Below are 19,865 nucleotides of genomic sequence, written 5' to 3'. Positions count from 1 at the left end.
CCCGGCAGGGTGGATCTGCTTTCGTCAGCCTTTTCGTCAGTCGGCGCAGGTCTGCTGGACGGCATCCTCGAGCTGCAGCTTCCGGCCCTGGCCGTGGGCGGCGTCGAAGATGTCGTCACCGAGCGCGGCCCGGGTGGCAACGGTCGTCCGACAGACGTCGCTCTTGTCGGCCGGCGTGAGCGGCGTCTGGAGCGACTCCCGTACGGCTGCCGCCGCTCCGAGCAGTTGAGCCGCCTGCTGGTGGCAGCCGCCGAGCGCCGACGCAGCCGCGAGGCCACCGACGGCCTGCACCATGTCGCGGACCGCGCCCAGTTGCTGCGCGATGGCAAACGCCCGCAGGTGCCGCGCTCTCGCCGCCTCCGCATTGCCGCGCAGCACCTCGAGGTATCCGAGTTCGACGAGGACGCTCGGGGTGTGCAACGGCTGGCCCCGCTCGACGTCCCGGCTCTCGGCCGCCTCCAGCAGGCTGGTGAGGTGCTCCTCCGCGATGTCGAGCTTGCCGTCCCGGCGGGCGGCGAAGGCCAGGCCCATCTGCGCGAAGATGACCCCAAGCGGGGAACCCTGCTCCTCCGCGAGCCGCAGCCCCAGCTCACAGTGCTCGCGCGCGGCCGAATAGTCGCCGCGCTGCATCAGGCTCCAGCCCAGCCAGGACAGCCGCCCCGCGACGTCGGGCCAGAGACCGAGCTCCTCAGCCATGCGCAGCCCGTCGCGGTGCACGGCGATCGCCCGCTCGAAGTCTCCGGTCATGTCCGCGTGGGCGGCGAGCCATTCGTTCGCCTGCAGCAGGCCCCACCGGTCGCCGAGCCGGCGAAACATCGCCACGCTGCGCGTGGCGTCGTCCTCGAGCGCGACGGCATCGCCTTTCACATATGCGTGTTTGGCCCGGATGCTGAGTGCGGCGGCGACGCCCCATTCATCGCCGACGCCGCGAAACGCGTCCAGGACACGGTTGATCAAGATCCCCGTCGCGGCCACGTCGCCGAGATCGATCTCCGCGTACGCCAGGAACCATTCGGCCCTGGCCTGCGCACGCGCGTCCTCCACGTCCGCATACAGACCCAGCGCGGCCTCGTGGCGCGCGGGCCAGTCGGCGATGTCACCCAGCAGGAACGAGATGCCGGCATGCCAGCCGGTCGCCTTGGCGCGGCCGGCCAGCGAGGCCTCGCCCGAGGCGCTCAGCGCGGCCTGCAACGAACGTTTGGCCTCGGCCAACCGGCCACGCAGGAACCAGTACCAGCTCAGCGAATTGACCAGCCGCAGCGCCAGATCGGCCGCACCCTGCCGCATCGCGTTCTCCAGCGCGGTGCGCATGTTGGCGGCCTCGGCATCGAGTCGCTGCAAACATCGCTGTTGCCCGGGTCCGTACAGGTGCGGCTCGGCCCGCTCGGCCAGGCCGGCGTAATAGTGATAGTGCAGCCGGCGGACCTCGAGGAGCTCGCCCGCCTCGTGCATCCGTTCGACGCAGTAGGCGGCCACCGATTCCAGCAGCCGGTACTGCGGGCCGTCGTCGTCGCGTTCGGACATGACCACCAGCGAGCGGTCGACCAGACGCGCGAGGATGTCGAGCACCTCCCCGGGCCGCACGCCGTTCGCCGCGCACACCGCCTCGGCGGCCTCCTGGGTGCAGCCGTCGGCATGGACCGCCAGCCGCCGCAGCACCACACGCTCCGCCGCGGTCAGCAGCTGCCAACTCCAGTCGATCATCGCCATCAGGGTCTGCTGGCGTGGCGGTGCGCCCCGATGCCCGGTTGCCAGCAGGCGGAAGCGGTCGTCGAGCCCGGCGATCAGGCCGCGCATCCCCAGCGCCCGTACGCGCGTGGCGGCCAGTTCCAGCGCCAGCGGAATCCCGTCCAGCCGCCGACACAGCACCGCGACGGCGTCGGCGTTGCCCGCGTTCAGCGTGAAGGTGTGCGCCGCCGCGGCTGCCCGGGCCACGAACAGCCGCACCGCGCTTGACCTCTCCAGCACTGCCAGGTCGATCTTGCCGGCCGGTCCTGGCACCTCCAGCGGCGGCACGGGCCAGACCACCTCGCCGGCCAGGCCGAGCGGTTCCCGGCTGGTGATCAGGACACGCAGCCCGGGTACGGCGTGGAGCAGGAAACTGGTGAGTTCGGCAACCTGCTCGATCACGTGTTCGCAGTTGTCCAGCACCAGCAGCAAGTGCCGGGTGCGCAGACCACCGGCCAGCCGGTCGCGCGACGTCCATGGTTCGCCCATCGCGGCGCTGTCCCGGATGCCCAGCACCGTCATCACCATCTCGGCGAGGGAGTCCATCGCGTCTGGTGTGCCGGGCCGGTCGAACGCGGCCAGCTCGATGAGCCACACGCCGTCGGTGAACGTTTCGATCAGTGGCGTGGCGGCCTCCACCGCCAGCCGCGTCTTGCCCACTCCCCCGCTGCCGGTGAGCGTCACCAGCCGGCGCTGCTCCAGCAGCGCCCGGATCTCGGTGACCGCCTCGTCGCGTCCGATCAGCTCGGTCACCGCGGCGGGCAGGTTCGTCGCGGGCCGGTCGGCAGCCGCGAGCAGCTCCGACGGCGACGGCGCGTTCAGTCGTGGGTCCTGACTCAGCATCGCCACATGCAGGTCGGTCAGCTCGGCGCCCGGATCCAGGCCGAATTCGTCGGCCAGGTGGACGCGGATCGCCTCGTAGCTGCTCAACGCCTCGGTCTGCCGCCCGGACCGGTAGAGCGCGAGCATGTGCAGCGCCCGGGGCCGCTCCCGCAGCGGGTACTGCACCAGCAGATCGGTGAGCTCGCCGGCGAGCGCGGCGTGCTCGCCGAGCGCGAGCCGGGCCTCGGCCAGATCCTCGATCGCCGTGAGCCGCTGCTCCTCCAAGCGGGTGATCGTGGCCCGGGTGAAATCCTCGTCGCTGAAGTCGGCGAAGGCCGGTCCCCGCCACAGGGCCAGCGCGTCGGACAGCAGCGCCGCCCTCGACCGGGGATCCTCTGTCTGGCGGGCCCGGGCGGTCAGGGCCTGAAACCGCTGTGCGTCCACCGAATCGGCGTCGGCATGCAGCCGGTAGCCCGGGGGTGGCGACACGACCAGCCGCCGGCCGCCGGGCTCGGCGTCCTCCAGCGCCCGCCGCAACTGCGACACCTTCACCGACAGCGCACCGGACGGATTGCCCGGCGGATCGTCGCCCCACAGGCGTTCGATCAACTGATCAGCCGACGCCGGGCGCCCCTCATTGATCAGCAGCGCGGCCAGCAGGGCGCGGACCTTCAGGCCGGGGATCGTGACCGGCCGGCCGTCAGAGGTCCACGCCGCCACCGCACCCAGCACCCCGAAACGCATGACCGCCACCATACGACCTGGTCACGACAATCGCGGGGGCCGGCCGCGGCAGCGGCGGCGAAACCGCCGGCAGGACCGTAAGAAGACCGTAAATGCCTGCCGCACAGTGAACAAAAGCACGTCGACCAGATGCCCCGAGGGAGACGGAGATGTCAGATAGCGCCCGCTGCGGCTGGCGGTCATCATTGGCAGCACCCGCAACGGCCGGTTCGGGCCGACCGCGGCCAGTTGGTTCACCGGTCACGCCCGCAGGTGCAGTTGCGTTGTCTGATCGGCAGGCCACGGTGAGCCCCGTAGTCCGGTCCGACTGACTCAGATAGCGCCGGCGAGCTCGGTGAACGCTGCGGCGAGGCGGAGCCTGGGCCGGACGTCGACGCCGAGTTCGTAGTGGCCGCGTCGAGGTTCTGCATGAAAGCGTGTCCAGCGATGATCACGGTAGCGGTTCGGTCGGTACGCAGTCCGCGCATCGGTCTGAGCACAGTGCTTGAGCTGGCTGTGATCGGCCTCGATCGGATTGTTGGCGTAGCGCTCGACGTGATGCCACGCCGACGGAACCAGCTCGTCGAGCACTGCCGGGTAGACCGGTGCCGCGTCGGTGACCACCTCGCTCGGAGTGGCAGGTGACGCTCTCGGCCAACCAGATCGGCGGGCTCAAGGCCGGCGACGGCAAGGTGCTGCAGTCGTACGTCAACGGCAAGCCGTACCAGGGCGATCCGGCCGGCATCATCCTGCACGCACACGACGAGATCGCGATCGCCTACAGCACCCCAGCACAGCAGGCCGACCCGTCCTCGACCTATGCCTTCTCCGCCGGGCTGTAGAGCCCGACATCCATTCGGTGTCGACGGGCGGCGATGTGCGATGCTGCCTGGTCAGGTGGGGCCGGGACCCGGTGTCACCGGCGACAGCAGCAGCGGTTGTGAGGAGCGACGTATGCAGTACCGTCCGCTTGGCCGGACCGGCCTGTCCGTTTCAGAGATCGGCTACGGCGCCTGGGGAATCGGCGGATCGGCGTGGATCGGCGCCCGGGAGGACGAGTCGGTACGCGCCCTACACCGGGCGATCGAGCTCGGCGTCAACTTCATCGATACCGCGCGCGGGTACGGCCAAAGCGAACGGATCGTCGGCCGGGTCGTGCGGGACCACCTGGGCGATCACCTCTACGTGGCGACCAAGGTGCCGCCCAAGAATGGCATCTGGCCGGCGCCGGACGGTGTGGACCCCGCGGAGACGTTCCCGGGCGAGCACATCCGCGACAGCGTGGAGACCAGCTTGCGGGCGTCCGGGCTCGACGCCTTCGACGTGCTGCAATTTCACGTCTGGAGCGACGAGTGGGTCGGCCGGGGTGACTGGCTGGAGACGATCGCGGCGCTCAAACAGGAAGGCAAGATCCGTTTCTTCGGGGTGTCCATCAACGATTACGAGCCCGACAACGCCCTGGAACTGGTACGCACCGGTCAGGTCGACACCGTGCAGGTGATCTACAACGTGTTCCACCAGCAACCGCAGGAGCGGCTGCTGCCGGCGTGTGCGCAGCACGACGTCGGGGTGATCGTCCGGGTGGCGCTGGACGAAGGCGGCCTGACCGGGCAGCTCCGTGCGGACACCACCTTCCCGGAGGGCGACTTCCGCAACCGGTACTTCGGCGGCAACCGCTTGGCACAGGTTGAGCAGCGTGTCGACGCTCTCGTCGCCGATCTGGATATCGGAGCTGACGACGTCGCGGAAGCGGCGTTGCGCTTCGTGCTGGCGGCCCCAGCGGTCTCCACCGTCATCGCTGGGATGCGCAGTGTCCGCAACGTCGAACGCAACGCCGCCGTCAGCGACGGCCGGACGCTGTCCGGCGAGCAGCTGGGAGTGCTGGCCAAGCACCGTTGGGAGCGCAACTTCTACCAGCCGGCCTGAGGGTCACTGGTCCCCTGGCCGGGCATGGCGGGGCAGCCGCCAGTCAGAGGCCTTTTGGGATGCCAGACCGTCTTGGTCTCGAGGAAAACGGAGGCCGCAACGCGGGGCGCGCTCACCGCCGAGGAAAGGGAGTACCTCCGGCTGGTGCTCATCGTCGGCTATGGCCGTAAGGCATCGCAGGGCGATCCTGAGGCCTTCGGCGCGCTTCGCAGTGGTGGGACCGGCACCGGGTCGGCCGGAAGGTCCGGCCGCGGTGGCGGTCAGGGCATCTGTCGTGCCCCGCCCGCCACCGTGACTCGTGGTTACATGCCGAGCGGTTCCCAGTCGCCGAACGGCTCGTCGCCGCCCGCGGTGACCTGCCGGCTTGCGTAGACGCCGTCGGTGCCGATGGTGAACATCGAGATGATCCGTATCATGAATATGATGGGCCGGGAGCTTCTGCTACCACCCGTCCGCGCAGGAGGTCGGGACCGATCTCGGCCACCGACGACACGCCGCACAGTGCCATTGTGCGCAGCAGATCCTCGCGCAGCGCGGTCAGCAGACCACGCACACCCGCCTCGCCACCGACCGCCAGGGCCCAGAGGACCGGACGACCCACCAGGACCGCGTGGGCGCCCAGCGCCAGCGCCCGCACCGCATCCGCACCGGTGCGGATACCGCCGTCCACCAGGACGTGCGCGGGGGTACCGGACAGCGCCGCGGCGACCTCGACCAACGCGTCGGCGGTGGCTACCTCGCCGTCCATCTGCCGACCGCCGTGGTTAGAAACGACGACCCCACTGGCCCCCGCTGCGACGACGACCTTCGCGTCGTCTCCGCGCAGAACGCCTTTCACCGCGACCGGCAGGCCGCTGACGTCGGCGACCCAGCCGATCAGGTCGGGCGTCAGGGTGTTCTCCAGTTCGATCGAGTAGCTGGCCGAAACCTGCCCACTCTCAGGGAAGTTGGCCAGCCGCAGGTTCGCGCCGGTGGGCAGCCGGTAACCGTGGCGGCGGTCGCGGCGGCGGTCGCCCGCGATCGGCGCGTCGACCGTCAGCAACACGGCTCGGTAGCCGACCGCCGCGGCGCGCTGCAGCAGATCCCGGCTCAGGCCGCGGTCTCGCAGCACGTACGCCTGGAACCATTGGACGCCACCGGCCGCGGCCACTTCCTCCACAGTGGAGGTGGCGTAGGTCGAGACACTGAGGACGGTGCCTGTCGCCGCCGCCGCGGCCGCGGTGGCGATCTCGCCGTCGGGGTGGGCCATCCGCTGCAGACCCATCGGCGCCACCGCGATCGGTGTGGTCATCCGGCAACCCAGGACCTCGACGCCGGCGTCCACGCCACTCACGCCACGCAGCACGCGCGGTGCCAGAAGCCGTTGCCGCCAGCTCGCGACGTTGGCGGCCAAGGTCGTTTCGTCGCCGGCGCCACCGGCGAAGTAGTCGTACACCTCTTCGGGCAGCCGCAGCCTGGCGGCTGCCTCGGTCGCCTCGAGGTCCGCCCAATCAGTAGCCGGCACGCGGATCCACCACCCCGTCGAGTTGAAGCCCCGCGACCCGCCGCGCGACGTTGTCCCGAATTCGTCGCAGCAGCAAGGGCGCGGCCAACTCGGCCGGACAGCTGGTGTGCGGCGTGATCAGGCAGTTCGCGAGGCGCCACAGCCGGTGCCGGGCCGGCAGCGGTTCGGGTTCGGTGACGTCCAGCACCGCACCGCCGAGGCGTCCTGTCTCGAGCGCCACGGTCAGGTCATCGGTGACCACCAGCGGGCCACGGGCCACGTTGACCAGCCAGGCGTCGTCCGGCAACCGTTCGAGCAACCGGGCGTCCACCAACCCGACCGTCTCCGGTGTCAGGGCGAGCGCCAGCACCAGCACGTCCGTCTGCGGTGCGAGCTCCTCGAGCAGCTGCGGCCCCACGGTGCGACGGACCCCGGGTACGTTCACCGGAGCCCGGCGCACCACGTCGATGGTCACCTCGAACGGCGCCAGCAGCCGGATCAGGGCGCCGGTCACCCCTCCCCCGCCGACGATCGTGACGCGCGCGCCGAACAGCGAGCGGGTGGGCTGCGGCTCCCACCGGCGGTCGCGGGCGTAGCCCGGCACGCCGCGGAACCCGGCGAGGAGCGTGGCCAGCACCCACTCGGCCATCGGCTCGGCGTAGGCGCCCTTGGCCGACGTCCACACCCGGTCATCGGTGATGAGTGGCCCGAACGCGTCCACGCCCGACGTGACCAGCTGCACCCAACGCACCTGCGGGTGTTCGCGCAGCGTGGCGCCCAGAGCCGCCGGGTCGGACCAGTCGGTCCAGATCACCCCGTCGGCGTCGGCCACCCCACTGAGCGTGCCCCCGCCCGCCCGGACCGCATCCTCGATCCGGTCGCGGTCGGCCGGAGCGGAGTGCGGTGCGGCCGGCAGCACGCAGATCCGCGTCTCGTCGGCCACGTCAGTCCTGGCCCACCGGGTGCCCGGCAACGTCGGCGAGCGAACGCCGACCTGGACTGGTGTTCACGCCGAATGGGGCCCGCGTGCCCTCATAGTTGATGGCAAGAGATGAGGTCTCAAACATGTCAAACTCCCAGGTTGGCGCCGACAACCGCGGGGATCTTGAAGACCTCGTCCGGATCATCGCCGGCGATGATCACGCCGGGTTGGAACAACCATCGCACGGTCGCAGATGTCCCACCGGAAGTCAATCTTGTAATCCACCACGAGGACCCAGGCGCACTGTGGATAATACGTTCCGACACCGACCTTCCCGTCTGCCTCGACCTGACTTGACACGCCCCGAGAGCCGAAACAGAATAGCACAATCAAGCGCTTGTTAGGCGCACACGATAACGGGTGTTGACGGTCAGCGGCGCCACCGCGACGAACTGGATCCACAATCGAAGGAGCCCGCGCCATGCCGATCCGGATCGCCGTCCTTGACGATTATCAGCGCGTCGCCCGGTCGAGCGCCGATTGGACGCCACTTGACGGCCGGGCCGACGTCACATTCTTCCACGACCACATCACCGACCCGGCTGACTTGGTCCGCCGGCTGGAGCCGTTCGACGTGGTCGTGGCGATGCGCGAGCGGACGGCGTTCCCGGCAGCGATCCTCGACAGGCTGCCCAACCTGGCCCTCCTGGTCACCACCGGTCCGTTCAACGCGGCGATCGACGTCGCGGCCGCACATGCCCGCGGGATCGTGGTCTGCGGAACTGGCGGCGTGCCGCACACCACGGCCGAGCTGACCTGGGCCCTCATCATGGCGGTCACCCGCCGGGTGCCGGCCGAGGATGCCGCGCTGCGGGCAGGGCGGTGGCAGACCACGATCGGTCCTGAGCTGGCTGGATCGACCCTCGGCATCATCGGGCTGGGCAATATCGGCTCGAGGATCGCCCGCTACGCGCGGGCCTTCGACGTTGACGTCGTCGCCTGGAGCGAGAATCTCACCAGCGAGCGGGCCGAGGCGATGGGCGTGAAGCGCGTCGGCAAGCGCGAACTGTTCGAGCGCGCCGACATAGCTACCATCCACCTCAAGCTGAGTGAACGCACGAGGAACCTGATCGGTCGACCCGAGCTGGAACTGCTCGGCCCGCGCGGCTATCTGGTCAATACCTCGCGCGGGCCGATCGTGGACGAGTATGCCCTGGCCGAGGCCCTGTCGGACGCCGTCATCGCCGGCGCGGCGCTGGACGTGTTCTCCGTCGAGCCGTTGCCAGCAGACCACCCGCTGCGCGACGCGCCGAACACCGTCCTGACGCCACATATCGGCTATGTCTCGGTGCCGATGTACGAGCGGTTCTTCTCGCACGTGGTGGAAGACGTCGTGTCATGGCTGCAGGGCACCCCGGTTCGGGTAATCCCGGCTGAGTCGTAAGCGCCGAAGGCGGGCTTGGCCGACGCCGAGGGTTTGCCGGGGGTCAGCGCACTCCCGGTCACTGGCGTTTCGACCCAGCGGCATAATCTACTGAGTTCCAGTCCGCTCCGCGATCAAGAAAGACCCACAATGGGTCCTTTCGATCCCTCTCCGATCGAGTGGCTGCCTGTGGCCTGCTGTCCCGAATCTCGCCGACACACAGTTCGTCAAACACCACCATGCGGGAGGCGATACGCCACCGCCCAACGGCATCCGGCGTGAATTTGTCCAGGTAGCGACATTTCACAGTCGTCAATTGCTGCGCGCCGGAGGCATCTTGTTCACGGCGCCTCAGATAGCACAGGCAGTAGGACTCGACCAATGCGACATCCGGGTCAGGCAGGTCAACGAGGACGTTGGTGATGAAATGAACCGACGAGTCCAGTTGTGCATGGCGAACTTTCATGTCCTCGATCAGCCCGTCGACCCCTCCTCGGTACGCACCGTGGTGATCGAAGGCGTTGTCGTGGTAGCACGCACGCACCGAGTCCCAGTCACACCGATCGACCGCCCTCGCATACCGGTGCAGGCAGTCAGTAACGGCCATGGTCACCTGGACCCGTGATTGCTCGAACTGGTCGTCCCGCGGCATTGGTCACCCACTTCCTCGAGTCTGTCGATGCTGTGCTGCGTCATGGCCGCTGAACCAGGACGGATGACGACCGTGAAGCGGAGGATGTCCGCCCCACGGCCAGCTTTCGGTCCAATCAGCAGAGCGGCTGGTAGGTCGCCCACGGTCCCTTCGGCTTGTTGTCCGCGCCGAACTCGATCAGCGACAGGCCGCACAGGCCATCCGTACCGAGGTGCTTGGTGGCGGAGTAGGACAGGGTGAAGCTTGCCTGGCCGAACGAGGCCTGGTATCCGGTGATGCTCTGGATCGCCTCGTTGAGCTTCTTCGCGTCGTCCGCGCCGCCGGCCTTCTCGATCGCGAGCTTGACGATGTGCACGGTGTCCCAGGCTTGGGCATCGTAGGCCGTGATCTCGTAGTCGGCGCCGTTCTTGTCCTTCAGGAACTTGGTGAGCTCCTGGGTACGAGGGTTCTGGCTGTTGATGGAGCCCATGAACACCAAACCGTTGAGGGCGCCCGGGTTGGCCAGCTTCCAGGAGTCCGGCTGGTTGCCGATCGACGCGAGGGAGAACCGCGGCTTCGCGGCCAACTGGCTGGCGAGCGTGTTCTGCGCGAGCACCTCGAACGCGCCACCGAGGCTCGTCACCATCACCGCGTCGACGTTCGCGTCCTTGAGTCGGGCCACCTGTGCCGACAGGTCGGACGCCGCGGTGGCACCCTTCTCGGACGCTGCGATCTGCACACAGGGCATCGCGTCGAACAGCGCCTTGTCCACCGCGGCCATGGTCGGGGAGTCGTCGGTCAGCACGCCGATCTTCTTGATGTTGGCCTTCTCGAACGCTCCGCAGTACACCTTGGCCCAGTCGCCGGTCGCGTTGGCGAGCATGTAGATGAACTCGTTGTTCGGCGGGTCGACCAGCGTCTGGGTCACGCTGGTGGGGGCGATGGCCGGGATGCCGAGCTGGGTGAGGATCGGCTTGGCCTGCGCCGTTGCCGCGCTACCCGTCTGCATCAGCACCAGCTTGGCGCCCTCGCCGACCAACTTCTGCACCACGGCCGGCGACCTGGTCGGGTCACTCTCGTCGTTGCCCACCACGAGCTGCAGCGGACTACCGAGCACGCCGCCCTTGTCGTTGATGTCCTGAATGGCCAGCCGGATCGTCTTGCCGGAAATGTTGCTGTATGAAGCGCCCGGACCAGTGCTGTCCTGGTCCAAGCCGATGATGATGGGCTTACCAGTCGCAGTGCCGGTGTCCGGTGCGTCGGAGCCACTCTTGTTACAGCCCGCGAACGCCACCAACGCGGCGATCAGCGCTCCAGCAAGCGTCGCTGATCTCCTGAATGTGGCCACGTCTACCCCTACCTCACTGGGACAAATGAATTGGGCTCAACCGTTGCGTCGCTACCGCCACGTCGTTCCTGCGTGCGGTCTGGCGAGGAGTCCTCGAACCTAACAAGCGCTTGGTTGACCAATATCTCTTCGGGCGCGTCCCGTGTCAAGGGTTGCTTGGTCGCGAGCGGGTTACAGAACGATCAAGCCCGTAACCTTCGCGGTCAGCAGCCGCACCGGCGTCACTGCGCCTGCCGAGAATGTCATTCATGCAGGCGGTGGGCTCCGTCCGCTCCCTCTTGGCCAACACGTCGCCCGGCCGTCAAGATCGGAGCGGAACGCGGCAGGATGAGCTCTCGTGCTACTGCGCTTGGCTTACCTGACTGTCACGAACACGTTCGCCGCGCTGCGGCTACTGCCGATGGGCGACCTGAACAAAGACGTCGAAATTCTGGCGCTGCGGCATCAGATCACCGTCCTGGAGCGGCAACTCGGCGCTGACCGATTCAAGTTCGCACCGAGGACCGAGCCTTTCTCGCCGCCCTTCTCGCCCGGGTTCCGGGCAGCGACCTCGGCCCGCTCCGCGACAACGGATCCCGCTTCGGCGCCGACCTTGGATATCCGTGGCTTCGCCAGGGACGCGAGGCTCCAGACCAAGACAGCTCAACGCCTAGTAACGCACTGGCCGGCGATGGGACCTTGCACGATCAGAGATCGCAGATTGCTACCAGCACATGAGGAAACGTAGACCGCTTCCGGCTTGGACGTAGAGTCTGAATGCCCTCACGTATCGGTGCCGTCCGAGCCTCCGGCCGTGGGCTCGTTGACGATGGCGACGTAGTCGCGGCCTGTTTCGTCGAACCCGTCAAGGCCGGGATCGTTGACGGTGATCCAGGTGCACCAGGGACGCCACGGATACACCCGAGCGACCGGGTATGACCGCCACCATTCATCGGCGAACTTCACAGCAAGCGCGTCGAGCAACGCCTGTTGCGCATCCCACCGGCGTGCGTCGGTGGTACCTCTGACCTCGACACGCACCACACCCGGACGCACAGACCGAATCCGGCCGTGACGGACGCCCGATGCGACCAGAACGGCGTCGACGGAGGCAGCGGTGATGCGTTCCAGATCGCGCGGATGTCTACGCCAGTGCGACCACCGCTCATCGCTACCTCCGGCACGTCATGCGGGCCAGCGATGGCAAACCCGCCGCAGCACAATTTCTCCGATGCAGCGTAGCCGATTCGCACCGACGACTGTGCTTTGTAGACATGCCGGAACCGCGGCGCGGACTCGTCGTTCGAACCGGGATTTCCGCAGCATAGTGCAGGTGGCCAGGCCCAACCGCATCGCCAATGCCGGGTTGGATACCCCGCCCAGCACAGCCGCAACGGCTCACCGCCCAACTGGCAGCTAACGAGAGCCAGGAGACTCTTAATCTGCGGGTTGTAGGTTCAAGTCCTACGCGGCGTACCAACGATCAGGGGCTCCGAGCTGGGCTTATACCTCAGCCGGGGCCTTTCCTATTCGCTTTACCCGGGGGTGCGCTCGGTGGGTGCTCATCCGCGTTTAGGTGTCCAAATCCACCACGACGAGCACGGCCATCGTCGTCCAGGCAGTGCCATTGCACATGTCGTCACGTCGGCCTCGGTGATCTTCTGTCGCAGCCGACTGACGATGTTCCACTTGCCGGTGAGGTTGCCGCATTCCCGGCGACGGTCGGTACGCCGATGCCGAGTCGTGCGGCGATGACGATGAGGTCCTGGATGGTGCTGGCGTGGGCGATCTCCGCGCTGCTGCCCTCCGGGAACAGCAGGTTGTTGGCGAAGGTGTCGGCCTCCAGTTCGGCCGGGTCGGTTCGGTCACGTTGGTCGTCAAGGTCGAGGAAGCTTTCTCGTCGCGGGTGGAGCAGGACGTGGCCGACCTCATGGAGCAGGCTGAATGCGGGAACACGGCCGGTCTCTCACCGCCAAACGAATGGTCCGCAGTAGACGACTACTGCGGACCACGTACCGCTACTCAGCGTTACTCGGGAGAGTTACCTTTTGCAGCAGAAGTGCTGGTGAACGACGTTGGATCTGGCACCGGAGGCGCCGTCGTCACCGTCGATGAACCACACGCTGAAGTAGACATCGTCCACGTATTGGTTTCGGAGCCAGTCCGCCGGATCCTCGTCGAGTTCACTGCCGGGCGCCAGGAACGTGAACCGTAGGTGGATGCCGTCCGATTCAGCCGTGTATCCCGGGTCGCCCGCGACCCAGGTCTTTACGGGATCGAACCCAGAGCCGCGCGGGAAGACCACCAGCAACGGGTGAAAACTGCCGTCGTCCCCTTCGAAATGAGCCTCCATACGGGCGCCGTTGTTGTAGTACCCGTGCGAGTCATACTCGTTCATCGGAATCCACACGTTCATGGTGACCCGATACTTTCCGGTGACCTCCGGACTTCGGCCGATGCTCAGCGAGGCATGTATGGTCTTGGCCTGAGCCGGCGCGGCGTCCAGACCCACCGCCACCCCGAGCGCCATCGCCAGGCCGGCAACCGTCACGCCGATCCGCGTCGCGATACGCCCCGACGACCCGGTGAAACTCATCATTGGCCTACTCCCTCTCCTAGATACGCGCCGGTCCGGGGTCAGGACCTGACCTTGGACTGACGTTTGGCCACGAACATTAGGTACTCGGGCGCGTACTGAATCCCGGAACGTGCCAGCGCGGGCGATCAACCGATCACAACCAGGTGAGTCGTCGTGTACTGCTTGCGGGTACGGATGCTGCGTTGGGGGCCGGCCTTTGGTCGTCGGCATCATCGGCCCGGTGGCGGCGGTTCCGTCGATCTTTACGTGTCCCGAGACGATGCGATCGTCTGCATGTGCCCTCGATCGCACTCAGCGACTCCACCAACACACTCCCGCAGGTGCTCGCCGTGCTCGGCGTTCTTTGTGTGTTGCTCGCCTTCGTCCTAACCGAGCACACCGCCCACTGCAACGGCCACCGGCCGCACCGACCACTCGGCCAGCAACCACCGAACCCACCACCACAGGTCATCAACCTCACCGCCGCCCGCATTCAACGACGCCCGATCCTGGGCGGGCTGATCAACGAATACACGCAGGCCGCGTAGCCAAAGCCCGATTTGCGAGCCCTACACGGTCATCCGCCCGGCATCGCTGGTTGTGTGAGCACCTGGCTCCACCATGGCTGCGACCTTGACCCTGACGCCAACGTCGATTTCCGCCGGCCGCCGGCTGATGGCGGGGGACGCGGCTGCCGGGGGGAGCGCGCCGGCGTAGGCGCATGCCGGCACGCATCTTTCAGTGGCAGCATGGGCCCGCCCAGCGTCGGGGCCGTTCGCTGCTTCCGTGTATGCCTCCGCGGTCGTCCACGACCGATCCTGCGGTGGCGGCCGCATCCGGGAATTGGGACCTCATACGGGTGACCCGTTCGAGCGCCCGGCCGTGGCGATCGCCCGGCCGACGGTCAGCACCTGCCGCAGCTCCGGCTCCAGCGACGAGCGGTACTCCGCGTCCGGTTCGGCGCCGACAGCGTCGACGACGGTACTGAAGAAGCAGCGCGCCGCGGCGGTCAGCGCTATGTCGAAGATCTCCATGTCGCCCAGGCCGTGGCAGCGAAGCGTCTCGACGTCGGCGGCGGTGACGGCGGTCGGGTCGCCGGCGACCTTCTCCGCGAAGTCCATCACCGCCACGTCCACCGGGTCTAGGCTGGCGTCATGGTGGTCGACGGCGACGCGGTGCAGGGTTGCCGCATCGAAGTACCGCTGCCGCAGCAGCGCGCCGTGCGCCAGCGCGCAGTAGCTCGACCGGAGTCGCCGGGCCGCCGCCAGGGTGGCCAGCTCGTACCGCCGGTGGTCCATCCCGGCCTTGATGGCGCCGTTGAGCCCCGCCCAGGCGTCCAGTACGGCTGGGCGCAGCGCGAACACCCTTGTGTAGTTCGCGACGTACCCGTGGCGGGCGCGGTCGGCGGCGAACTGGCGGGTGACGTCGTCGCCCGCCTGCGCCTCCTTCGGAGTATCCAGGTAGGACATTTCAGCCGACCTTGACCGTCACCGGCACGGGGTTGGCGAGGACGTCGAGCACGGCCGAGCGGGCCTTCGACTGCTCGACGATCTGCCGCAGCGTGTCGGCTGGGGCGTCGCCCTCGATCGTGAACCGGACCGTGATGTTCTGGTAGCCGTTGCGCACCCCCGGGTCGAGGCCGAGGATGCCGTTGAGGTCGATGTTGCCGGCGACCTCCGAATGCACCGAGGTGAGTGTGACCCCACGGGCGGCCGCGATGTTGGCGATGCCGGCGGTCAGGCAGGCAGCGAGGGCGTGCAGCACGTACTCCACCGGGGTCGGGCCGTTGTCGTTGCCGACGAGCACGGCCGGGTGGTCGGCGTCGAAGGTGAAGCTGCGCTCGTGGGTGTGCTCCTCCCCGACGCCGAAGTAGCCGTGGATGGTGCTGCGGTTGTGGGTGCCGCTGACCCAGCTGTTGGCGGCGCGGAACTGGAACCGGGCCGCGTCGGGGGCGGCCTTCACCGCGTCGATGGTGGCGAACAGGGTGGCGGTGTCGACGCCGTTCGTCATCGGGAACTCCTCACAAGTGGTAGGGACACCAGCTCCTCTGCCTCCGTGTCCAGGGCGTGGGAGAGCTGTTTCTGCAGTTCGACGAAGTCGGCGACCGGCGGGTAGGCCGCCAGGGCGCACGTCAGGTCGAAGACTTCGCGTAGGGCGCGGTCGCGCCGCCGCTGGTACTCGGCGAGATCGCCGTCGCCGCCGCCGCGCAGCGCCCGGTCGAGGGCGACGGCGAGCAGTTCCGCGTCGCGGTAGGCGTCGCTGAGCCCGTGGCCGGTGACTGCGTCGCGGTGGTAGCCGGCGTCGCCGACGAGCGCCCAGCCCGGGCCGTGAGCGCGGCGCAGGATGTTGGGGTGGCGCAGCATGCCGGCGACTGGGGAGGTCCGCCGGCCGTGAGCCAGCCGGTCCGCGAGCTCGGGCGACGCCCGCCGCAGGAGCACTTCGAAGGCGGCGGCACGCGACGGGGCCGCGCGCCGCTCCTCCCGCGCGTCCTCGGTGGGCGTCGTCACCCAGATGCAGGCCTCGCCGCCGTTGGTCGGGAACACACCGGCGAGAGCCCGTTTGGCGGCGATGAGCTCGATGCCGTGCCAGGGCAGCCCGCCGTAGTAGGCGTAGTGCGCCGCGCCACGGTCGCCGCGGTCCTCGATCACCTCGGCGGTGACGGACCGGGCGACGACGGACCGCAGCCCGTCGGCGCCGACGACGTACCGCGCGGCGATCGACACCGGGGCGCCCGACGCGCAGTGCCCGACGACGCCGCAGGCGCGGCCGGTGCTGTCGAACTGGACGCCGTCGACGGTGACGCCGGTGACGGCGCAGGCACCGGCCCGAGCGGCGGCGTCGAGGACGATCTTGTCCAGCACGGTTCGGCGTGGCGCGACGAGCAGGTCGACGCCGGCCTTGCGCTTGATGATGCGAGTGACGGACGCGCCGGCGACGCTGAAGGTCACCTGCCGGATGGCGGGCGCGCCGCTCGCCAGTACCGTGTCGAGCAAACCCCAGCGGTCCAGTTGGACGACGCCGGGCCGGGCCAACTGGTGCGTCGAGATGGTGTCAGACGGGAATGTCGCCCGGTCGACAACGACCACGTCGTGGCCCAGCCGGGTCAGCAGCAGCGCGGTGGCCGCCCCCGCGGCGCGGCCACCGACGATGACGACGTCGTGTAATACGTTCACGGAAACAGACGGTAGGTTCGCCCGCCGTTCGCCGAATGGGGAGCGCTCCCTACCTTGACTTCCCGACACCACCCAGATTGCGGCGGTGGGCGACGGCGACGGCCTGGGCGCGGTTGGCGACGCCGAGCTTGGCCAGCACCGCCGAGATGTGGTGGTCAACAGTCTTCGCCGCCAGCGTGAGCCGGGCGGCGATCTCGGCGTTGGACAGGCCCTCGACGAGCAACTCGAGGACGTCGGCCTGGCGCGGGGTCAGCCCGGCCGCGTGCCCGGCGGTCGCCCGGCGCGGACCACGCGGCACCTTGGCGATGCCGCGCCGGCGCAGCTGCGCCCGCAGGTGGTCGGCGGCCCAGACCGCGCCGAGCTCGTTGTAGCGGCGCAGCGCCTCCAGCGCGGCCGGCTCGTCCCCGGCGGACAGCGCCTCAGCCCGCAGGTAGGTCGCGCCGCGGCGCTCCCACTCGTCGGCGGCCTGTTGCCATTCGCCGTCGATCATCAGCTGGTACGGGCGGGCGATGCCGTCCGGCAGCGGGCCGGCGCCGCCGGCGCGCCGATACCGGTAGGCGAGCCGGCCGGTGACGAACGGTTGGCCGACGACGGTCCCGGCGAGTTCCAGCCCGCGTAACGCCTCTTGCTGGGCGCGCTCCGGTTCGCCGGCCCACAGGAAGTACTCCGAGCGGCCGTCGGCGACGGGCGCGACGAACTGGACGGCGTTGATGCGCAGCGCCTCCCGCAGCCCGGCGTCCAGTGTGGACAGCGCGTCGGGGTGCCCGCGCGCGGCCAGGATGCGGCCCTTCAGGGCGAGCGGCAGCACGGCGTTGACGCCGACCCCGCTGCTACGGGCGATGATCTCGTCCGCGTCGGCGAGCGCGCCGTCCCAGTCCCCGCGCTCCAGCCGGATCCGGGTCCGGATTCCGAGCGCGAACAGGGCGTAACCGTCGAGGTTCTGCGCGACCGTGTACGCGTAGACCGATTCTACGGCCGCCGCCGCATCGGTGTACCGAGCCAGCTCGTCGGCGAGGATGCCGGCGATGTTGCCCAAGGCGCGGGAGGCGTGCGCGGCGAAGCCATGGGCGGCGGCGGTGTGATGCGCGGTCTCCAACGCCTCCCGCGCACCGGGGGCGTCCAGGGCGAGCCGGGCGGTGTTGACGCTGATCATGGCGTAGAGCGCGGTGTCGAGGTCGCCGAGCCGTTCGGCGCGGGCGCGGGCGCGTTCGCCCCAGGCGACCGCGTCGTCGAGCTCGTACGTGAGGCAGTAAAGGTGCGCCAGGTTCCCGTACGCCGTCGCGAGCTGCTGCTCGTCGCCGTGCCCTTCCAGAACGGTCGCCGCACGGTTGGCCGCCTGCCGGGCCAACGTGGCGTCGCCGGTCCACCAGGCCAGCCGGGATATCCAGCGCAGGTTCTCACCCACCCGCTCCGGCTGGTCCAGGCCCTCACGGAGCGCGAGCGCGGCGTGGCGGGCGCGCAGACCCTCGTCGTGCAGGCCGGCGAGGTAGGCCTGCCCCGCGTACTCTTCCAGCAGCGCGGCCCGCTCGGCCGGGGCGAGCTGCGCGGCGTGCCCGACGGCGGCGCGGTAGTGCGCGGCGGCCTCGCGGTGGGCGCCCTGACGGGCGGCGCCGGCGCCGGCGACCTGCCCGTATCGCAGCACCGCCCCGCTGTCGCCGGCGTGCACGGCGTGATGGACCAGCCGGCCCGGGTCGACGCCGGCCACCCGGGCCAGGACCGCCAGCACCCGCCGGTGCAGGGCGGCTCGGCGGGCTGGTGACAGCGCCTCCTCGACCGCGCCGCGCAGCAGTTCGTGCCGGAACGCCACGCCTTCGCCGGACGGCACCAGCACCCCGCCGGCGATCGCCTTGTCGACCAAGTCGGGCGCGTCCGCAACGAGCACCGCGTCGGCGCGGGTCGGCACCACAGACACCAGGTGCGCCAGCTCCCGGGCGGGCGCCGGCAGCGCGCGCATCCGGTCGAGGATGAGGTCCTGCACCGCGGCGGGGACGGCGTCGCCGTCGAGCAGATCGGTCTTGAGCAGCTCGGTGACAAGCAGCGGATTGCCTCCGGTGAGCCGGTACACCACCGCAGGGTCGCGGCCGCCCAGGCGTGCCTGCTCGGCGACGGTCGCCTCGGACAGCGAGGCCAGCGTAATCCGGTCGACGGCCCGGCTCGGCAGGGCGGCGAGCGCGCCGCGCAGCGGGTGCTCCAGACCCAGCTCGTCGTCGCGGTACGTCAGGACGAGCAGCGCCGCGACACGGTCGATGCGTCGGCCGAGGAACACCAGCCAGTCCAGCGTCGCCTCGTCGGCCCAGTGCGCGTCCTCGACCACGACGACGGGACGCACACGCTGCCGAGGCCCCGACAGCTCGTCAAGGAACGCGGCGAACACCTCGCCCTGCGGGGCGCCAGCGCCCAGGCAGGCGGCGAGGACGCCGCTGGTCTGCCGGCCGATGTCCTGCAGCGGGCCGAGCACCCGTGGGGTGACCAGCCGGTCGCACGCGCCCCACAGGATCCGGGCCCGGCTCCCACAGCGTCTGGCGAACTCGGCGACCAGCGCGGACTTGCCGAGACCGGCCTCGCCGGACACGACCGCGACACGGCCGCCGTCACCGCTGCGACGCAGGAGATCGTCGAGCAGGTCGAGCGCCGCGGACCGCTCCCACAGTTTCATCCGCCGATCGTACGAGCGGCGCCGCCCGGTCGCTGTCGGCTGCCTGCCCCTCGCCGGTACCGGCGGTGAAGGCTGCCGACGTTGATCGCCGATCTCGCCCGAACAATCACCACGATCAACTGTTTCAGTGTCACCCGGCGTGCCGCGGTCACCGACTGCGGCACGCGCCGCCATCCTCCACGAATGCAAACATGCCGCCTGACCTGCGCGGGTGGGGTTGTCGGCACCCGCAGCGCCAGCGACCTGCACCGCTGTGAAGCTGACCCCGACCGCCACCGGGGACCTCCCAGTCCGCTGCGCGAAACACCCGGGCCACGTCAGCACCGGGGACACGGTTGGTGGTGGCGCAGCCGCTGACCTGCCCGGCGCCCGCCGCGCCGGCTGCGGGAAAGTCGGTGCCGGCGAAGTCCTCCCCGTCAACGTCGGAGACAAACACCGCGAAACCGTGGACGCCTGCGGCGGCGAGGCGGCCG

Annotated in this window: 17 protein-coding genes and 1 pseudogene; 5 read left to right on the top strand and 13 right to left on the bottom strand. The window is 69.3% G+C overall.

The genetic code is table 11. The features are described 5' to 3' along the window. Positions 1-36 precede the first annotated feature (36 nt). Together AB0K00_RS31225 and AB0K00_RS31220 are read right to left on the bottom strand one after the other, a co-directional pair. Positions 37-3,306 (bottom strand): BTAD domain-containing putative transcriptional regulator, encoded by a 3,270-nt coding sequence (locus tag AB0K00_RS31225; RefSeq protein WP_363527460.1) that lies wholly within the window; start codon positions 3,304-3,306, stop codon positions 37-39. Between the two features lie 300 nt (positions 3,307-3,606). Beyond that, positions 3,607-3,906: pseudogene (locus AB0K00_RS31220) on the bottom strand (DDE-type integrase/transposase/recombinase); the annotation flags it as partial. Positions 3,907-3,914: 8 nt separating this feature from the next. On the opposite strand from AB0K00_RS31220, the gene AB0K00_RS31215 reads away from it, so the two are divergent. Continuing rightward, complete coding sequence (locus AB0K00_RS31215) at positions 3,915-4,115, top strand: hypothetical protein (protein ID WP_363527457.1); 201 nt, start codon at positions 3,915-3,917, stop codon at positions 4,113-4,115. Positions 4,116-4,227: 112 nt separating this feature from the next. Beyond that, positions 4,228-5,199: an aldo/keto reductase gene (locus AB0K00_RS31210; RefSeq protein ID WP_363527454.1), complete on the top strand. Its 972-nt coding sequence runs from the start codon at positions 4,228-4,230 to the stop codon at positions 5,197-5,199. A gap of 412 nt (positions 5,200-5,611) precedes the next feature. Here the strand turns inward: AB0K00_RS31210 and AB0K00_RS31205 are convergent, their stop codons facing one another. Both AB0K00_RS31205 and AB0K00_RS31200 read right to left on the bottom strand, forming a co-directional pair. Continuing rightward, on the bottom strand, positions 5,612-6,703 hold the full coding sequence (locus AB0K00_RS31205; RefSeq protein ID WP_363527451.1) for an alpha-hydroxy acid oxidase: 1,092 nt from the start codon (positions 6,701-6,703) through the stop codon (positions 5,612-5,614). Then, positions 6,690-7,625, bottom strand: a complete 936-nt coding sequence (locus tag AB0K00_RS31200) for an NAD(P)-dependent oxidoreductase (RefSeq protein WP_363527448.1) — start codon at positions 7,623-7,625, stop codon at positions 6,690-6,692. Before AB0K00_RS31200 ends, AB0K00_RS31205 begins: the two co-directional genes overlap by 14 nt. Positions 7,626-8,085: 460 nt before the next feature. On the opposite strand from AB0K00_RS31200, the gene AB0K00_RS31195 reads away from it, so the two are divergent. Then, positions 8,086-9,048: a D-2-hydroxyacid dehydrogenase family protein gene (locus AB0K00_RS31195; RefSeq protein ID WP_363527445.1), complete on the top strand. Its 963-nt coding sequence runs from the start codon at positions 8,086-8,088 to the stop codon at positions 9,046-9,048. A gap of 58 nt (positions 9,049-9,106) precedes the next feature. On the opposite strand, the gene AB0K00_RS31190 is transcribed toward AB0K00_RS31195, so the two are convergent. Beyond that, positions 9,107-9,679, bottom strand: coding sequence for a nuclear transport factor 2 family protein (locus AB0K00_RS31190; RefSeq protein WP_363527442.1), 573 nt, complete (start codon positions 9,677-9,679; stop codon positions 9,107-9,109). A gap of 115 nt (positions 9,680-9,794) precedes the next feature. Then, on the bottom strand, positions 9,795-10,952 hold the full coding sequence (locus AB0K00_RS31185; protein WP_363527499.1) for an ABC transporter substrate-binding protein: 1,158 nt from the start codon (positions 10,950-10,952) through the stop codon (positions 9,795-9,797). A 391-nt stretch (positions 10,953-11,343) separates the two neighbouring features. On the opposite strand from AB0K00_RS31185, the gene AB0K00_RS31180 reads away from it, so the two are divergent. Continuing rightward, positions 11,344-11,733, top strand: coding sequence for a hypothetical protein (locus AB0K00_RS31180; RefSeq protein ID WP_363527439.1), 390 nt, complete (start codon positions 11,344-11,346; stop codon positions 11,731-11,733). A gap of 35 nt (positions 11,734-11,768) precedes the next feature. On the opposite strand, the gene AB0K00_RS31175 is transcribed toward AB0K00_RS31180, so the two are convergent. From AB0K00_RS31175 to AB0K00_RS31165, 3 genes are all read right to left on the bottom strand, one after another. Further along, positions 11,769-12,029, bottom strand: coding sequence for a hypothetical protein (locus AB0K00_RS31175; RefSeq protein ID WP_363527436.1), 261 nt, complete (start codon positions 12,027-12,029; stop codon positions 11,769-11,771). Between the two features lie 595 nt (positions 12,030-12,624). Beyond that, on the bottom strand, positions 12,625-12,924 hold the full coding sequence (locus tag AB0K00_RS31170) for an ImmA/IrrE family metallo-endopeptidase (RefSeq protein WP_363527496.1): 300 nt from the start codon (positions 12,922-12,924) through the stop codon (positions 12,625-12,627). 102 nt (positions 12,925-13,026) lie between these two features. Then, positions 13,027-13,584 carry a hypothetical protein gene (locus AB0K00_RS31165; RefSeq protein WP_363527433.1) on the bottom strand — a complete coding sequence of 186 codons (558 nt, stop codon included), beginning with the start codon at positions 13,582-13,584 and terminating at the stop codon, positions 13,027-13,029. A gap of 320 nt (positions 13,585-13,904) precedes the next feature. Between AB0K00_RS31165 and AB0K00_RS31160 the strand changes: the two genes are divergently transcribed. Then, the gene (locus AB0K00_RS31160) at positions 13,905-14,111 is read left to right on the top strand and encodes a transposase (protein ID WP_363527430.1); all 207 of its coding nucleotides are present in this window, start codon (positions 13,905-13,907) and stop codon (positions 14,109-14,111) included. Between the two features lie 303 nt (positions 14,112-14,414). Here the strand turns inward: AB0K00_RS31160 and AB0K00_RS31155 are convergent, their stop codons facing one another. The 4 genes from AB0K00_RS31155 to AB0K00_RS31140 are packed head-to-tail and all read right to left on the bottom strand — an operon-like array spanning position 14,415 to position 19,392. Next, positions 14,415-15,032, bottom strand: coding sequence for a peroxidase-related enzyme (locus AB0K00_RS31155; RefSeq protein ID WP_363527427.1), 618 nt, complete (start codon positions 15,030-15,032; stop codon positions 14,415-14,417). 1 nt (position 15,033) lies between these two features. After that, positions 15,034-15,573 (bottom strand): OsmC family protein, encoded by a 540-nt coding sequence (locus tag AB0K00_RS31150; protein ID WP_363527424.1) that lies wholly within the window; start codon positions 15,571-15,573, stop codon positions 15,034-15,036. Beyond that, positions 15,570-16,736, bottom strand: coding sequence for an FAD-dependent monooxygenase (locus tag AB0K00_RS31145; RefSeq protein ID WP_363527422.1), 1,167 nt, complete (start codon positions 16,734-16,736; stop codon positions 15,570-15,572). Before AB0K00_RS31145 ends, AB0K00_RS31150 begins: the two co-directional genes overlap by 4 nt. 49 nt (positions 16,737-16,785) lie before the next feature. Beyond that, positions 16,786-19,392: a LuxR C-terminal-related transcriptional regulator gene (locus tag AB0K00_RS31140; protein WP_363527419.1), complete on the bottom strand. Its 2,607-nt coding sequence runs from the start codon at positions 19,390-19,392 to the stop codon at positions 16,786-16,788. Positions 19,393-19,865: the final 473 nt, after the last annotated feature.

It is taken from the genome of Dactylosporangium sp. NPDC049525 (assembly GCF_040676755.1).
Lineage (GTDB): Bacteria > Actinomycetota > Actinomycetes > Mycobacteriales > Micromonosporaceae > Dactylosporangium.
The sequence above is the reverse complement of the archived record's forward strand: the minus strand, read 5'-3'. Positions and strand labels throughout refer to the sequence as shown.

Excerpts from the sequence above, each read along its gene's own strand:
- AB0K00_RS31195 (WP_363527445.1), top strand. The coding sequence starts at position 8,086 with ATGCCGATCCGGATCGCCGTCCTTGACGATTATCAGCGCGTCGCCCGG.
- AB0K00_RS31150 (WP_363527424.1), bottom strand. The coding sequence starts at position 15,573 with ATGACGAACGGCGTCGACACCGCCACCCTGTTCGCCACCATCGACGCG.
- AB0K00_RS31165 (WP_363527433.1), bottom strand. The coding sequence starts at position 13,584 with ATGATGAGTTTCACCGGGTCGTCGGGGCGTATCGCGACGCGGATCGGC.
- AB0K00_RS31190 (WP_363527442.1), bottom strand. The coding sequence starts at position 9,679 with ATGCCGCGGGACGACCAGTTCGAGCAATCACGGGTCCAGGTGACCATG.
- AB0K00_RS31225 (WP_363527460.1), bottom strand. The coding sequence starts at position 3,306 with ATGGTGGCGGTCATGCGTTTCGGGGTGCTGGGTGCGGTGGCGGCGTGG.
- AB0K00_RS31155 (WP_363527427.1), bottom strand. The coding sequence starts at position 15,032 with ATGTCCTACCTGGATACTCCGAAGGAGGCGCAGGCGGGCGACGACGTC.
- AB0K00_RS31210 (WP_363527454.1), top strand. The coding sequence starts at position 4,228 with ATGCAGTACCGTCCGCTTGGCCGGACCGGCCTGTCCGTTTCAGAGATC.
- AB0K00_RS31140 (WP_363527419.1), bottom strand. The coding sequence starts at position 19,392 with ATGAAACTGTGGGAGCGGTCCGCGGCGCTCGACCTGCTCGACGATCTC.